Raw genomic sequence first — 13,712 nt, 5'->3', positions numbered from 1 at the left:
GGTCTTCCTGATCCGGGCCGCGGGCCGGGACGCCGAGGAGATCCTGGCCGAGCTCGACCGGCGGCTCCAGAACGACGACGACACCGAGCGCGACGAGACCGTCGACAACCTGCGCCAGATCATGCTGCTCCGTCTCGAGGCGGCACTCGGATGAGCACGCTCTCGACCCACGTCCTCGACACCGCGACCGGCACCCCGGCAGCGGGCGTCCCCGTCCGGCTGGAGACCCGCGCCGGGGAGCACCTCGACCAGGGCACGACCGACGCCGACGGCCGGATCGGCTCGATCGGGGGCGAGCTGGGCCACGGCGACTACGTCCTGCGCTTCGACACCGCGGCCTACGCGCCCGGGTTCTTCCCCGAGGTCGTGGTGGTGTTCACCATCGCCGACGAGCGGCACCACCACGTCCCGCTCCTGCTGAGCCCGTTCGGCTACTCGACCTACCGGGGCAGCTGACGTTGGCCGCTGACCTGGTCGTCCGCGCCCGGCGCGCGGTCGTCGGCGGTGCCGAGGTCGCCGTGTCCGTGGGCGTCACGGGGGGCCGCATCACCTCCCTCACGGCGTACGACGCCCCGCCGGCCGCCGACCGCACGGTCGACCTCGCCGACGACGAGGTGCTGCTGCCCGGCCTGGTCGACACGCATGTGCACGTCAACGAGCCCGGCCGCACCGAGTGGGAGGGCTTCGCCACCGCGACCCGGGCCGCCGCGGCGGGCGGCGTGACCACCGTCCTCGACATGCCGCTCAACTCGGTCCCGCCGACGACCACGCTGGCCGGCCTGGAGGCCAAGCGCGAGGTCGCCGAGGGCCAGGTGCGCGTCGACGTCGGGTTCTGGGGCGGCGCCGTCCCCGGCAACGTCGCGGACCTCGAGCCGCTGCACGACGCGGGGGTCTTCGGCTTCAAGTGCTTCCTGCTCGACTCCGGGGTCGCGGAGTTCGGGCACCTCGAGCCAGGTGGCTTCGCCCTCGCGATGGCGGAGACGGCCCGGCTCGGCGCGTTGATGATCGTGCACGCCGAGGACGGACACCTGCTGGAGGAGGACGCGCTCGACGGTGCCAGGTACGCCGGCTTCCTCGCCTCCCGGCCCAAGGCGGCCGAGGAGGCGGCGATCGGCCTGGTGATCGACCAGGCGAGGGCGACCGGCGGCCGGGCGCACGTGGTGCACCTGAGCTCCGCCGGCGCGGCGCCGGCCCTGCACGCCGCCCGGGCGGCCGGGGTCGACGTGAGCGTCGAGACCTGCCCGCACTACCTGACCTTCGACGCCGAGGGCGTCCCCGACGGGGCGACCGAGCTGAAGTGCTGCCCGCCCATCCGCGAGGCCGACAACCGCGAGGCGCTCTGGGCCGCGCTCGCCGCCGGAGACATCGACTTCGTCGTGTCCGACCACTCGCCGTGCACCGTCGACCTCAAGCAGCGTGGCGGCGGCGACTTCGGGGCCGCCTGGGGCGGGATCGCCTCGGTCCAGCTCGGGCTGCCCGCCGTGTGGACGGGAGCTCGCGCGCGGGGACACTCGCTGCCCGACGTCGTCCACTGGATGGCGTCCGCCCCCGCCGACCGGGTCGGCCTGGGCCACAAGGGCCGGATCGAGGTCGGCGCGGACGCCGACCTGGTGCGGTTCGCGCCCGGCGAGGAGTTCACCGTCGACGTGGCCCGGCTGCACCACCGCAACCCGGTCTCGGCCTACGCCGGCCGCCGGCTCGCCGGCGTGGTCCGCGAGACCTGGCTGCGCGGCGTACGCGTGACCGAGGATGCTCCTCGGGGACGACTTCTCCGGAGAGGCGAGCGATGAGCGGCACAGTGCCCGATTCCAGCTACTACGTGCCGAGGGGCGGGCTGCCGCCGCAGTCCGCGCTGACGACGGACCGGGCCCGGTTCACCGAGGCGTACGCCGTGGTCCCGGCCCGGACGCTGTCCGACATCACCACGTCGTACCTGCCCGGCTGGGAGGGCATGCGGATGTGGGTGCTCGCCCGGCCGCTGTCCGGCTTCGCCGAGACCTTCAGCCAGTACGTCGTCGAGGTCTCGCCCGGCGGCGGCTCGGACGCACCCGAGAGCGACCCCGGTGCCGAGGCGGTGCTCTTCGTGGTGGACGGCCACCTCTCGCTGCTCGTCGACACCACCCAGCACGCCCTCGAGGCCGGGAGCTACGCCTACCTGCCGCCCGGCGTCTCGTGGCGGCTGCGCAACGACAGTGGGGCGACCGCGACGTTCCACTGGATCCGCAAGCGCTACCAGTCCGCCGACGGCATCGAGGAGCCGACGTCGTTCGTGACCCACGAACGCGACGTCACGCCGATCGAGATGCCGGGCACCGACGGCGCCTGGGCGACGACCCGCTTCGTCGACATCGCCGACCTGCGCCACGACATGCACGTCAACATCGTGACCTTCCAGCCCGGCGGCTCGATCCCGTTCCCGGAGACGCACGTCATGGAGCACGGCCTCTACGTGCTGGAGGGCAAGGGCGTCTACCTGCTCAACCAGGACTGGGTGGAGGTCGAGGCGGGCGACTTCATGTGGCTGCGCGCCTTCTGCCCGCAGGCCTGCTACGCCGGCGGCCCGGGCCCGTTCCGCTACCTCCTCTACAAGGACGTGAACCGCCACGCTGGGCTCTAGCGCCGATTCGTCTGCGGACCACGCTGGCCGGCGCCGCATGCGGTCCCAGACGAATCCCGGTCCGCCTCGTAAGGTTGTCTGATGGCGGGCATCCTGGTCAACGGAACGCCGCGCGACCTCGACGGCGTCCCGTTGCACACCAACGCGCTCGACTTCCTGCGCGGCTGCGGCCTCACCGGCGCCAAGGAGGGCTGCGCCGAAGGCGAGTGCGGGGCCTGCTCGGTGCTCGTGGCCCGGCCTGCGCCGGACGGGTCCCACGCGACCGAGTGGACCGCGATCAACTCCTGCCTGGTGCCCGCCGCGGCGTTCGACGGCCAGGAGGTCGTGACGTCGGAGGGGCTCGGGACACCCGACGCGCTGCACCCCGTCCAGCACGAGATGGCGGTGCGCGGCGGCTCGCAGTGCGGCTACTGCACCCCGGGGTTCGTGTGCAGCATGGCCGCGGAGTTCTACCGGTCCGGCCGGGCGGCCACCAACGGCACCGGCCCGGCGGGGACGCACGACGCGTACCAGGGCGAGAACGGCTTCGACCTGCACGCGATCAGCGGCAACCTGTGCCGCTGCACCGGCTACCGGCCGATCAAGGACGCCGCGTTCGCGCTCGGGTTCCCGGCCGACGGTGACGCGCTGGCGGCACGGCGTACGACGCCGCCGCCTGCCGTGCCGGAGACCCGGCTGCACGACGGTGAGGCCGGCTTCCTCCGCCCCGTTGACCTGGCCGCGGCCCTCCGGGTGCTGGCCGAGCAGCCCGAAGCCGTCGTCGTCGCCGGCAGCACCGACTGGGGCGTCGAGGTCAACCTCAAGGGGGTCCGGGCCTCGTCCGTCGTCGCCGTCGACCGGCTCCCCGAGCTGCGCGGGTTCACCGTCGGGGGCGACCAGGTCCGGATCGGTGCGGCGCTCACGCTCACCGAGGTGGAACGCCGGCTGGAGGGGCGGCTGCCCTTGTTGTCCGCGCTGATGCCGCAGTTCGCGTCGCCGCTGATCCGCAACGGCGCCACGCTCGGCGGCAACCTCGGCACCGGCTCGCCGATCGGCGACGCCCCGCCCGTGCTGCTCGCGCTGGAGGCGTCGGTCGTCCTGGCCTCGGCCGAGGGCGAGCGCACCGTCGCGCTCGCCGACTACTTCACCGGCTACCGGGAGTCGGTCCGACGGCCCGGGGAGCTGATCACCGAGATCGTGGTGCCGCTCCCGGCCCGAACGATCACCGCGTTCCACAAGATCGCCAAGCGGCCCTTCGACGACATCTCCTCGGTGGCCGTCGCCTACGCCGTCGACGTCGTGGACGGCGTCGTCGAGCGGGTACGGATCGGGCTCGGGGGAGTGGCGGCCACGCCCATTCGGGCGCGCGCCACCGAGGAGGCTCTGGAGGGTCAGCCGTGGACCGCGGAGACCGTGGAGACGGCCGCCGTGATGCTGGCGGGCGAGGGCACGCCGATCTCCGACCAGCGGGCCAGTGCCGACTACCGGGCGGCCATGCTGGGGCAGTCGCTGCGCAAGCTCTTCCACGAGTCGGCGGGGGTGCCGGCGTGAGCACCCTCAGCCAGCGTCCCGACAACCCGGTCGTCGGCGAGGCCATGCCGCACGAGAGCGCGGCGCTGCACGTGACCGGCCGGGCGCTCTACACCGACGACCTGGTGCAGCGCACCCAGGACTGCCTGCACGCGCACCCCGTCCAGGCCCGGCACGCGCACGCGCGGGTGACGCGGCTCGACCCGACGCCGGCGTACGCCGTCCCCGGCGTGGTGAAGGTGCTGACCGCCGCCGACGTCCCCGGCACCAACGACGCGGGGATCAAGCACGACGAGCCGCTGTTCCCCTCCGAGGTCATGTACCACGGCCACGCCGTGTGCTGGGTGCTCGGCGAGACCCTCGAGGCAGCCCGGCGGGGCGCGGCCGCGGTCGAGGTCGACTACGACCCGCTCCCGGCGATCCTCACCGTCGAGGAGGCGATCGCGGCGGAGAGCTTCCAGGGAGCGCGGCCGACGGTGGCCCGCGGCGACGCGGCCGCGAGCCTGGCCCGGTCGGCGCACGTGTTCGAGGGCGTCACCGCGATGGCCGGGCAGGAGCACTTCTACCTCGAGACGCACTGCTCGCTGGCCCTCGTGGACGAGAACGGCCAGGTCTTCGTCCAGTCCAGCACCCAGCACCCGACCGAGACGCAGGAGATAGTCGCCCACGTCCTGGGCGTCCCCAGCAACGCGGTGACCGTGCAGTGCCTGCGGATGGGCGGCGGCTTCGGCGGCAAGGAGATGCAGCCGCACGGTCTCGCCGCGGTCGCCGCGCTGGGCTCGACGCTGACCGGCCGCCCGGTGCGGCTGCGGCTCAGCCGCACCCAGGACATGACGATGACCGGCAAGCGGCACGGTTTCCACGCCACCTGGAAGGTCGGCTTCGACGAGGGCGGCCTCCTGACCGCGCTCGAGGCCACGCTCACCTCCGACGGCGGCTGGAGCCTCGACCTGTCCGAGCCGGTGCTCTCCCGGGCCCTGTGCCACGTCGACAACGCCTACTGGATCCCCGACGTCCTCGTGCACGGTCGGATCGCGCAGACCAACAAGACCTCCCAGACGGCGTTCCGGGGGTTCGGCGGACCCCAGGGGATGCTGGTGATCGAGGACATCATCGGCCGCTGCGCGCCCCTGCTCGGCCTGGACCCCGCCGACGTACGCCGGCGCAACTTCTACGTCGACGGGCAGTCGGCCCCCTACGGCCAGGCGGTCCGGCACCCCGAACGGCTGGCGGCGGCATGGGACCAGGTCTCCGCCATCGCCGGCCTCGACGCCCGGCGCGCCGAGGTCGCGGCCTGGAACGACGCCCACGAGCACCGCAAGCGCGGCCTGGCGATCACGCCGGTGAAGTTCGGCATCTCGTTCAACTTCACCACGTTCAACCAGGCCGGCGCGCTCGTGCACGTCTACAAGGACGGGTCGGTGCTGATCAACCACGGCGGCACCGAGATGGGGCAGGGCCTGCACACCAAGATGCTCCAGGTCGCCGCGACCGCGCTCGGTCTGCCGCTGCCGAAGGTGCGGCTGGCGCCGACCCGCACCGACAAGGTGCCCAACACCTCGGCGACCGCGGCCAGCGCCGCGACCGACCTCAACGGCGCCGCGATCAAGAACGCGTGCGAGCAGATCCAGGAGCGGCTAGTCCCGGTGCGCGCCGGGCTGCCCGACGCCTCCTGGGACGAGCTCGTCGCGGCGGCGTACCACCAGCGGGTGCAGCTGTGGGCGGCCGGCTTCTACAAGACCGAGGGCCTGAGCTGGGACGTCACCACCATGACGGGCACGCCCTTCAAGTACTTCTCCTACGGCGCCGCGGTGGCCGAGGTGGAGGTCGACGGGTTCACCGGCGGCTACACCACGCGTCGGGTCGACATCGTCCACGACGTCGGGGACAGCCTCTCGCCGCTGGTCGACCTCGGCCAGATCGAGGGCGGGTTCGTGCAGGGCGCCGGCTGGCTGACGCTGGAAGACCTGCGCTGGGACGAGTCGGACGGGCCGGGTCGCGGCCGGCTCACCACGCAGGCCGCGTCGACCTACAAGCTGCCGTCCTTCTCCGAGATGCCCACCGTCTTCAACGTCGCCCTGCTGGAGCACGCGCACGAGGACGGTGCGGTCTACGGCTCCAAGGCCGTGGGTGAGCCTCCGCTGATGCTGGCGTTCAGCGTCCGCGAGGCGCTCCGCGACGCGTGCGCGGCGTTCGGGGCACCCGGGACGAGCGTCGAGCTCGCCTCGCCGGCCACCCCGGAGGCCGTCTACTGGGCGCTGGAGCGGGTGCGGTCACGAGCCCCGGCGGAGGTGACCGCATGACGACCTGGTTCGAGGTGGTCGCCCGGCTGCGGGCCTCCCGCGAGCCGGGGGTCCTGGTGACCGTCACCGACGTGCGCGGGCACGCGCCCCGCGAGGCCGGCGCCAAGATGGTGGTGTCCGCCTCGGCGACCTGGGGGTCGGTCGGTGGCGGCAACCTCGAGGAGGAGGCCGTGCGCCGGGCCCGCGAGCTGGTCGCGTCGGGCGCGGCCGCCCCGGAGTCGTTCACGACCCACCTGTCCGACAAGGCGCCGTTCCAGCACGGCGTGCAGTGCTGCGGGGGAGAGGTGACCGTGCTGCTCGAGCCGCTCGCCGTCGTCCCGGCGGTCGCGGTCTTCGGCGTCGGTCACGTCGGGCTGGAGCTGGCCCGGGTCCTGGCCCGCCACGACCTGGAGCTGCACCTGGTCGACTCCCGGCCCGAGCACCTGTCGGACGAGGTCCTGTCACCGCTCGCCGACGCGGTCGCCGCGGTGCACGTCCACCAGGTCCCGGTGCTGCCCGAGCTCGTGCTGGCCGAGCTGCCGCCCGGCACGCACGTGCTGGTGCTGACCCACGACCACGCCGAGGACCTGGCCATCTGCGACGCCGCGATCCGCGCCGATCATCTCGGTCCGATCGGGCTCATCGGTTCGTCGGCCAAGTGGGCACGCTTCCGGTCCCAGCTGCTGTCCTCGGGGCACACCCCGGAGACCGTGGACCGGATCCGCACGCCCATCGGGCTGCCGGGGATCACGACGAGCAAGGAGCCGGCTGCGATCGCCGTGTCGGTGGCGGCCGAGCTGCTGGTCGCGTTCGAGCGCGAGAGCGCCCGGCAACGGTGACTGGCCAGAAGTGACAGTTTTCCGCGGCACGTTCGTCGACACCCCGCACAGCCCCTTCACCGGAGGGCGGCTGCGCGAGGGCGCCGACCTCGCGCTGGTCGTCGAGGACGGCGTGATCGTGGCCCGCGAGCCCTGGTCCGCGGAGCTCCACGGCGACGACGTCGTGGACCTGCGCGAGGGCCTGGTCCTGCCCGGCTTCGTCGACACCCACGTCCACTACCCCCAGGTGCGCGCCATCGGCGGCCTCGGCATGCCGCTGCTGGACTGGCTGGAGAAGTGCGCGCTGCCCGAGGAGGCCCGGCTCGCCGACGCGACTTACGCCGCCTCGGTGGCCGCCGACTTCGTCTCCGGCCTCGCCCGGGCGGGCACCACCACGGCGCTGGTCTTCGGGTCGCACTTCGCCGGCGCCGTCGACGCGCTGTTCACCGAGGCCACCCGGGTCGGGCTGCGGGTCACCTCGGGCCTGGTCCTCTCGGACCGGATCCTGCGCGAGGACCTGTTCACCACCCCCGACCGAGCCTTCGACGAAGGGCTCGAGCTCGCGAAGCGCTGGCACGGGCAGGGCCGCACGCGCTACGCCGTGACCCCGCGCTTCTCGCTGTCGTGCACCGAGCCGATGCTCGAGTCCGCGGGCGCACTCCTCAGCCAGGTGCCGGACCTGTGGTTCACCTCGCACCTCAACGAGAACGTCGAGGAGATCGAGGGCGTCCGGCAGCTGTTCGGCTGCGACTACGCCACGTCCTACGAGCGCGCCGGGCTGCTCGGCCCGCGCAGCGTGCTCGCCCACAACGTGCACCCCACCCTCCAGGAGCTCATGCAGCTGGCCCGGCACGGCGCCGCCGTCGCCCACTGCCCGACGTCCAACGCGGCTCTCGGCAGCGGGATGTTCCCGCTCGGGTCGCACCTCGCCCTCGGGGTGCGGGTCGCCCTCGGTTCCGACGTCGGCGCCGGCACCGGCTTCTCCTTGTTCAAGGAGGGGCTGCAGGCCTACTTCGTGCAGCAGCTGCTCGGCCGGGAGGGTCATCGGCTGTCCGCGGCGCACCTGCTCTGGCTCGCCTCCGCCGCGGGCGCGGAGGTGCTCGGCCTCGCCGACACGGTCGGCGACTTCTCGGTCGGCAAGGAGTTCGACGCCCTGTGGCTCCGGCCCGCGCCCGGCTGCACCCTCGACGTGGCGCTGCGGCACGCCGACTCCACGGACGAGGCGGTCGCCAAGAGCTTCGCCCTGGCCGGCCCGGCCGACGTCGCGGCGACCTGGGTGGGTGGGGAGCCGGTGCACCCGGCGTAGCCTCCTCGCATGTCGCAGACACCGGACGACGACCGCGTCGAGACCCGCGCCGAGCTGCTCCCGGAGGAACAGGTCGCCGGCAGCGACGACCCGCAGGCGCAGGCCGAGGCGATCCTCGAGGAGAGCGACGAGCGGACCGACGACCCGGAGGGCACGCAGCAGGAGTCCTCGCAGACCCCGGACGAGGGACGCGCGTCGTCGGGGCCGGTCTGACTAGTTGATGTCGAACTCGTTGCCCTCGGGGTCGAGCATCGCCACCGCGTAGTGGTCCGTGCCCTCCTCGGAGACCACCCGCACCCGGGTCGCACCGAGCGCGGCCAGCCGGTCGGCCTCCGCCTCGACCCGCTCGCGCCGGACCTCGAGCGGCGTGCTCCGGCCACCGCTGGCGCCGACGTCGAGGTGCCAGCGGTTCTTGATCGTCTTGGCCTCCGGGACGACCTGGAACCAGATCGCCGGCCCCTCGCCGTCGGGGTCGAGGATCCGGTCGTCGCCGAGGCCGAGCTCCTCCTCGGGCACTCCGACCGACCGGTACCAGTCGTCCCACGTGGCGAAGCCGTCGGGTGGCGGCGCGACCACGTAGTGGAGCGCGGCCGCCCAGAAGTCGGCCATCGTCTGGGTGTCGGCGCAGTCGATGGTCAGCTGGTATCTCACTGTCATGCCAGGCACCCTGGCACGGACCGCCGACAGCCCTGTGCGGCTCGTCGGCACCACCGTCTACGGTCGGGCAGGTGCCCGTGAGAGAGACGTTCACCCAGGCCTCGGCCGTCCACGAGCGGCACCGTGACGGTGACCGCGCCTCCTTCAGCGCCGACCTGCACCCCGGCTGGGGCGTCGGCGGGCGGCCCAACGGGGGTTACCTCCTCGCCGTGCTCGGGCGAGCTGTGGCGGCCACGGGCCGACACCCCGACGTCGTCGCGGTCAGCGCGCACTTCCTCCGGCCGCCCGCCACGGGGCCGGCGGACGTGGAGCTCGAGGTGCTCCACGAGGGCCGCTCGGTCAGCACGGTCCGGGCGAGCCTGCGGCAGGAGGGCCGGACCTGCGTCGAGGCGCTGGTGACCACCGGAGATCTCGACCGGACCGCCCCGGTCTGGCGTGGTGAGATCGAGCCGCCCGCCGTCGCCGCGATGGAGGACTGCACGCGGCTCGTGGCCGTCACCGACGCGTTCGAGGTCCCGCTCATGGACCAGCTCGACCTGCGGCTCGACCCGGGCAGCATGGGGTGGACGGTCGGCGCCCCGACCGGCCGCGGCGAGCTGCTCGGCCGGATCGCGCTGCTGGACGAGCCGGCGTTCGACCCGCTGTCGCTGCTCGTCGCCGTCGACGCCTTCCCTCCGGCGCCGTTCGACGTGGAGGTCACCGGCTGGGTCCCGACGATCCAGCTGTCCGCCTACGTCCGGGCCAGGCCGGCCGACGGCCCCGTCGTCGTCCGGCACCGGGCCCAGGTGATCGCCCAGGGCAGGGTCGACGAGACGACGACCGTCTGGGACCGCAACGGCGCGGTCGTCGCGCAGGGCACCCAGCTGGCGGGGATCCGGCTCGCGCCGAGGTGACCGCTAGGTGACCAGTCCAGCGCCGACGCGCTGCTCCTCGCCGGTCGCCAGCAGGTCGAGCAACGACCCGCGCAGGAGCGCCAGCGTCCTCGTGCGCCGGGCCAGGCCGGCGCGGGTTCGGCGCTCGCCGCTCGGCTGGGCGCGCGCCAGGACCTCGAGCCAGTCGTCCACGGTTCCGCGGGCGAACCCCGCCCACGGCCCCTCCGGGTCGACCAGCGACCGGGCGTAGGCCTCGACCCAGAGCACGAGGAGCCGCCGGTGCTGGGGGGCCGACAGCCAGGCCCACAGGGCAGCCGTCACGTCGTCGAGCCCGCCGCCGTCGATCCGCGCCAAGGCGTCCAGCTCGTCCCGCCGGGCCCGGGTCAGGAGCTCGCGGACCAGACCGTCCTTGGACCCGAAGAGGTACAGCAGCACCCGGGGACTGCTGCCGATCTCCTGGGCCAGTGGACGGAGGGACAGGTCGGCCAGCCCGTGGTCGAGCACGAACTGGTACGCCGCCTCGAGGAGCTCGTCGCGTCGCGCCGTCATGCGCGCTAGCATACTGAAACAGTCGTTTCAGTAAGGGAGGGCAGGGCCGGTGGAGGTCCAGATCAGACCTGCGGACCGTCCCGGTGACCTGGGGTGGATGGTCTGGCAGCACGGCGAGGTCTACGCGGAGACGCTCGGCTGGGACTCCTCCTTCGAGGCACTCGTCGCCAGGATCGTCACCGACCACGCCGAGGCTCCCGACTCGCCGCGGAGGGCGGCCTGGGTCGCCGAGCTGGACGGTCGCCGGGTCGGCTGCGTGCTCTGCGTGCCGTCCGCCGACGAGCCTGCCACCGCCGTCCTCAGGATCCTGCTGGTGACTCCAGACGCCCGCGGTCACGGCGTAGGGTCGGCCCTCGTCGACGCATGCGTACGGCACGCCCGCGCCGCCGGCTGCACGGCAGTCACGCTCTGGACCAACGACGTCCTCGCCTCGGCCCGCCGGATCTACGAGGCGGCCGGGTTCGAGCTGGTCGGCTCCGAGCCGCACCACTCGTTCGGGCACGACCTGGTCGGCCAGCACTGGCGGCTCGACCTGGCCGACTGACCTCACATGGCTGCGCACGCGCGGTGATTGGCACGATCTCGGCGGCGCGGACCCGTCGTCGTTGGGAGGATCCCGTCATGACGATCGTTCCCGACACCAAGGACTGGACCTGGGTCCTGCGCGAGCCGTGCCCGGAGTGCGGATACGACGCGACGGCGGTCGAGCGTGGCTCGTTCGGCTCGCGGATCCGGGACAACGCCCGGACCTGGTCGGTGGTGCTCGGCCGCCCGGCGGCGCCCGTCCGGCCCGACCCCGCGACGTGGTCCTCCGTGGAGTACGCGTGCCACGTCCGCGACGTGCACCGGATCTTCGGCGTGCGGCTGCGCTCGATGCTCGAGGAGGATGCGCCCCGCTTCGCCAACTGGGACCAGGACGAGACCGCGGTCGAGCAGAGGTACGCCGACCAGGACCCGGCGACGGTCGCGGCCGAGCTCGCCGAGGCCGCGGAGGACGTGGCGGCGGCGTACGACGCGGTGCCGGTCGACGACGACGCGACGTGGAGCCGGAGCGGAGTGCGCAGCGACGGCAGCGAGTTCACGGTCGACACCCTCGGCCGCTACCACCTGCACGACATCGTCCACCACGCGTGGGACGTGCGCGCCGAGGTGACTCGTGCCGTGGTGGAGGCCTACGACGCCCGGTCCGCCGAGTACGCCGGCGCGACGACCGAGCTGCACGGTGAGGTCCTCGACTCGCTCGAGGCCCTGGCCGCCGCGGTGGGACCCGGTGGCCACGTGCTCGAGATCGGGTCGGGAGGCGGCCGGGACGCCCGGGCGCTGGAGGAGCGGGGCGTGCGCGTCCGCCGTACCGACATCACCCCCGCGTTCGTCGACCTGCTGCGCAGCCAGGGACACGAGGCCGACCTCCTCGACCCGCTGGTGGAGGATCTGGGCGGGCCGTACGACGGTGTCTGGGCCAACGCGTCCCTGCTGCACGTCGACCGGGCGGACCTGCCGACCGTGCTGCTCCGGCTGGCCGAGGCCACCCGGCCCGGGGGAGTGCTGGCGCTCTCCGTCAAGGAGGGCGATGGCGACGTGTGGTCGACCCACGGGAGCGTGACCGCTCCTCGTCGGTTCGTGCTGTGGCGCGAGGACGGTCTGGTCAGGGCGCTCACCGGGTCGGGCTGGGACGTCGACGACGTGCGCCGTCGTGCGGGCCTCAGGGGCGAGACGTGGCTCATGGTGCGCGCGACTCGCCGCCCGTGACGGGACAGCACAGTGGCCCGGAGCACGGAGCTCCGGGCCACTGTGGCTGGGTCGGCGCCGCACGGCGCCGGATGCAGCTGTTACTGGGTGGCGACGGTGATCTTCGCGATCCCGACCAGCAGCTCGGGAGTCACGGCGTCGGTGCCGAACGTCTCGTTGAGCAGGGGAGCCGCGTCCGGGGAGATGAAGACCTTGGTGCCCTCGAGGACGGCGTCGGTGCCTTCCATGGCCAGCGGCTTCAGCGTGGTGCCGTTGAGCGTGAACAGGTAGGCGTTCTTCGCCACGACCTCGTCACCGACCTCGACGTCCCCGTAGACGCGGGAGACGGTCGGGTCCACGTTGAGGTTGTTGAGCTCGACGACGACGTCGCCCGCGGTCAGGGAGAGACCGGAGGTGTCGTGGTGGATCTGACCGACGACGTACGGCGAGACCTCGCCCGGCGTGAACACCGTGACGTTGCCACCGGTGATCGGGAAGCGCAGCTCCCCGGCCTCGGTGAGCTCGGCGTCCCCGACGAGGCCCGGGGTGAGCCCGAGCGACGTGAGGGCGTCGGTGAAGCCCGTGTCCAGGGTGATCTGGGTGGTGCCGCCAGGGATGGCCTCGAGGGAGGCGACGGCCTTGGGCGGCGAGTCGCTGGAGCTGGAGCTGGTGCTCTCGTCGGCATCGGCGGTGTCGCTGCAGGCAGCGAGGGGGACGGCGAGCAGGGCGGTGCCGAGAACGGCGGCCACGGCGCGGCGCGGTCGGGAAATGGTCTTCATGTGAAGCGGACTCCGATGGAGTGGAAGAGGTGCTTTTGACATCAGGTGTTCGCCGCCGGTGGCCGATCGGATTGGTGTCCGCGCCACTCCCTAGAGTGGCCGCCGTGCGACACACGGAGTTCTGGTCCCGGATGGAGGACGCGCTCGGCACGTCCTACTACCGGGTGTGGGCGGGCCAGTTCGTGATGGCCGACCTCGGGGGACGCACCGCAGCCGAGGCCCTGGACGCCGGCGTTCCGCCCAAGCAGGTGTGGGCCGCGGTGTGGAGGGCGCTCGACCTGCCGGCCCGGGACCGGTGAGCTCCCCGACCGAGGCCGATCTCGAGGCGGCCCAACGCCGGACGGTCGCCACCCTGGTCGTGGCCCAGGCCGTGGGCGCCATCGGCATCACCATCGGCATCGCGACCGCATCGCTCCTGGCCCGCGACGTGTCGGGGTCGGAGGAGCAGGCCGGGCTCGCCCAGACGTTCCAGGTCCTCGGGGCAGCCGTCGCCTCCTACCTCCTGGCTCGGCTGATGTCCGCCCGGGGGCGCCGGGTGGGCCTGGCCGCCGGCTACCTGATCGCCGCCGCCGGGAGCCTCCTCGCGGTGGTCGCC

The 13,712-nt window shown here is 73.3% G+C and carries 16 protein-coding genes and 1 pseudogene; 14 read left to right on the top strand and 3 right to left on the bottom strand.

Features of this window, described 5'->3' with window-relative positions; translation table 11 throughout:
• The first annotated feature begins 7 nt into the window (after positions 1–7).
• The 9 genes from JHD21_RS21910 to JHD21_RS14215 all read left to right on the top strand — a co-directional run bounded on the left by JHD21_RS21910 (position 8) and on the right by JHD21_RS14215 (position 8,745).
• Positions 8–154 carry a 2-oxo-4-hydroxy-4-carboxy-5-ureidoimidazoline decarboxylase gene (locus JHD21_RS21910; RefSeq protein ID WP_365696161.1) on the top strand — a complete coding sequence of 49 codons (147 nt, stop codon included), beginning with the start codon at positions 8–10 and terminating at the stop codon, positions 152–154.
• Positions 151–456, top strand: coding sequence for a hydroxyisourate hydrolase (gene uraH, locus JHD21_RS14250; RefSeq protein WP_292676526.1), 306 nt, complete (start codon positions 151–153; stop codon positions 454–456). Before JHD21_RS21910 ends, uraH begins: the two co-directional genes overlap by 4 nt.
• 2 nt (positions 457–458) lie before the next feature.
• Positions 459–1,790 carry an allantoinase AllB gene (gene allB / locus JHD21_RS14245; protein WP_292676524.1) on the top strand — a complete coding sequence of 444 codons (1,332 nt, stop codon included), beginning with the start codon at positions 459–461 and terminating at the stop codon, positions 1,788–1,790.
• Entirely contained in the window at positions 1,787–2,617 is an 831-nt protein-coding gene (locus JHD21_RS14240; protein ID WP_292676522.1) for a bifunctional allantoicase/(S)-ureidoglycine aminohydrolase, read from the top strand. The genes allB and JHD21_RS14240 overlap by 4 nt, the downstream gene beginning before the upstream one ends.
• 81 nt (positions 2,618–2,698) lie before the next feature.
• Entirely contained in the window at positions 2,699–4,147 is a 1,449-nt protein-coding gene (locus tag JHD21_RS14235) for an FAD binding domain-containing protein (RefSeq protein WP_292676520.1), read from the top strand.
• Positions 4,144–6,429: a xanthine dehydrogenase molybdopterin binding subunit gene (xdhB, locus tag JHD21_RS14230; RefSeq protein WP_292676518.1), complete on the top strand. Its 2,286-nt coding sequence runs from the start codon at positions 4,144–4,146 to the stop codon at positions 6,427–6,429. The genes JHD21_RS14235 and xdhB overlap by 4 nt, the downstream gene beginning before the upstream one ends.
• Positions 6,426–7,247, top strand: coding sequence for a xanthine dehydrogenase accessory protein XdhC (gene xdhC, locus JHD21_RS14225; protein WP_292676516.1), 822 nt, complete (start codon positions 6,426–6,428; stop codon positions 7,245–7,247). The genes xdhB and xdhC overlap by 4 nt, the downstream gene beginning before the upstream one ends.
• 10 nt (positions 7,248–7,257) lie before the next feature.
• On the top strand, positions 7,258–8,532 hold the full coding sequence (locus tag JHD21_RS14220) for a guanine deaminase (protein WP_292676515.1): 1,275 nt from the start codon (positions 7,258–7,260) through the stop codon (positions 8,530–8,532).
• A 9-nt stretch (positions 8,533–8,541) separates the two neighbouring features.
• The gene (locus JHD21_RS14215; RefSeq protein WP_292676514.1) at positions 8,542–8,745 is read left to right on the top strand and encodes a hypothetical protein; all 204 of its coding nucleotides are present in this window, start codon (positions 8,542–8,544) and stop codon (positions 8,743–8,745) included.
• Here JHD21_RS14215 and JHD21_RS14210 read toward each other — a convergent pair whose 3' ends face one another.
• Positions 8,746–9,189 (bottom strand): VOC family protein, encoded by a 444-nt coding sequence (locus JHD21_RS14210; protein WP_292676513.1) that lies wholly within the window; start codon positions 9,187–9,189, stop codon positions 8,746–8,748. It lies immediately after the preceding gene.
• Positions 9,190–9,260: 71 nt separating this feature from the next.
• Here JHD21_RS14210 and JHD21_RS14205 point away from each other — a divergent pair, with 71 nt between their 5' ends.
• Positions 9,261–10,082 carry a thioesterase family protein gene (locus JHD21_RS14205; RefSeq protein ID WP_292676511.1) on the top strand — a complete coding sequence of 274 codons (822 nt, stop codon included), beginning with the start codon at positions 9,261–9,263 and terminating at the stop codon, positions 10,080–10,082.
• 3 nt (positions 10,083–10,085) lie between these two features.
• Here the strand turns inward: JHD21_RS14205 and JHD21_RS14200 are convergent, their stop codons facing one another.
• The gene (locus tag JHD21_RS14200) at positions 10,086–10,610 is read right to left on the bottom strand and encodes a TetR family transcriptional regulator (RefSeq protein WP_292676509.1); all 525 of its coding nucleotides are present in this window, start codon (positions 10,608–10,610) and stop codon (positions 10,086–10,088) included.
• 49 nt (positions 10,611–10,659) lie between these two features.
• On the opposite strand from JHD21_RS14200, the gene JHD21_RS14195 reads away from it, so the two are divergent.
• Both JHD21_RS14195 and JHD21_RS14190 read left to right on the top strand, forming a co-directional pair.
• Positions 10,660–11,154, top strand: coding sequence for a GNAT family N-acetyltransferase (locus JHD21_RS14195; protein WP_292676507.1), 495 nt, complete (start codon positions 10,660–10,662; stop codon positions 11,152–11,154).
• A 77-nt stretch (positions 11,155–11,231) separates the two neighbouring features.
• Complete coding sequence (locus JHD21_RS14190; protein WP_292676505.1) at positions 11,232–12,359, top strand: class I SAM-dependent methyltransferase; 1,128 nt, start codon at positions 11,232–11,234, stop codon at positions 12,357–12,359.
• Between the two features lie 80 nt (positions 12,360–12,439).
• On the opposite strand, the gene JHD21_RS14185 is transcribed toward JHD21_RS14190, so the two are convergent.
• Positions 12,440–13,117, bottom strand: a complete 678-nt coding sequence (locus JHD21_RS14185) for a hypothetical protein (protein ID WP_292676503.1) — start codon at positions 13,115–13,117, stop codon at positions 12,440–12,442.
• A 104-nt stretch (positions 13,118–13,221) separates the two neighbouring features.
• Here JHD21_RS14185 and JHD21_RS14180 point away from each other — a divergent pair, with 104 nt between their 5' ends.
• A complete protein-coding gene (locus tag JHD21_RS14180) occupies positions 13,222–13,416 on the top strand; it encodes a DUF3046 domain-containing protein (protein WP_292676501.1) in 195 nt (64 codons plus the stop codon).
• Positions 13,413–13,712, top strand: a pseudogene (locus tag JHD21_RS14175) (MFS transporter); the annotation flags it as partial. The gene JHD21_RS14180 and the pseudogene JHD21_RS14175, both read left to right, overlap by 4 nt.

It is taken from the genome of Nocardioides sp. (genome assembly GCF_016462705.1).
Lineage (GTDB): Bacteria > Actinomycetota > Actinomycetes > Propionibacteriales > Nocardioidaceae > Nocardioides.
This window is presented reverse-complemented; position numbering and strand designations above follow the sequence as displayed.

What these genes read in the sequence shown, in the direction of transcription:
- JHD21_RS14210 (WP_292676513.1), bottom strand. Translation starts at nt 9,189, where the DNA reads ATGACAGTGAGATACCAGCTGACCATCGACTGCGCCGACACCCAGACG.
- uraH (WP_292676526.1), top strand. Translation starts at nt 151, where the DNA reads ATGAGCACGCTCTCGACCCACGTCCTCGACACCGCGACCGGCACCCCG.
- xdhC (WP_292676516.1), top strand. Translation starts at nt 6,426, where the DNA reads ATGACGACCTGGTTCGAGGTGGTCGCCCGGCTGCGGGCCTCCCGCGAG.
- JHD21_RS14185 (WP_292676503.1), bottom strand. Translation starts at nt 13,117, where the DNA reads ATGAAGACCATTTCCCGACCGCGCCGCGCCGTGGCCGCCGTTCTCGGC.
- JHD21_RS14240 (WP_292676522.1), top strand. Translation starts at nt 1,787, where the DNA reads ATGAGCGGCACAGTGCCCGATTCCAGCTACTACGTGCCGAGGGGCGGG.
- JHD21_RS14190 (WP_292676505.1), top strand. Translation starts at nt 11,232, where the DNA reads ATGACGATCGTTCCCGACACCAAGGACTGGACCTGGGTCCTGCGCGAG.
- JHD21_RS14215 (WP_292676514.1), top strand. Translation starts at nt 8,542, where the DNA reads ATGTCGCAGACACCGGACGACGACCGCGTCGAGACCCGCGCCGAGCTG.
- JHD21_RS14200 (WP_292676509.1), bottom strand. Translation starts at nt 10,610, where the DNA reads ATGACGGCGCGACGCGACGAGCTCCTCGAGGCGGCGTACCAGTTCGTG.
- JHD21_RS14235 (WP_292676520.1), top strand. Translation starts at nt 2,699, where the DNA reads ATGGCGGGCATCCTGGTCAACGGAACGCCGCGCGACCTCGACGGCGTC.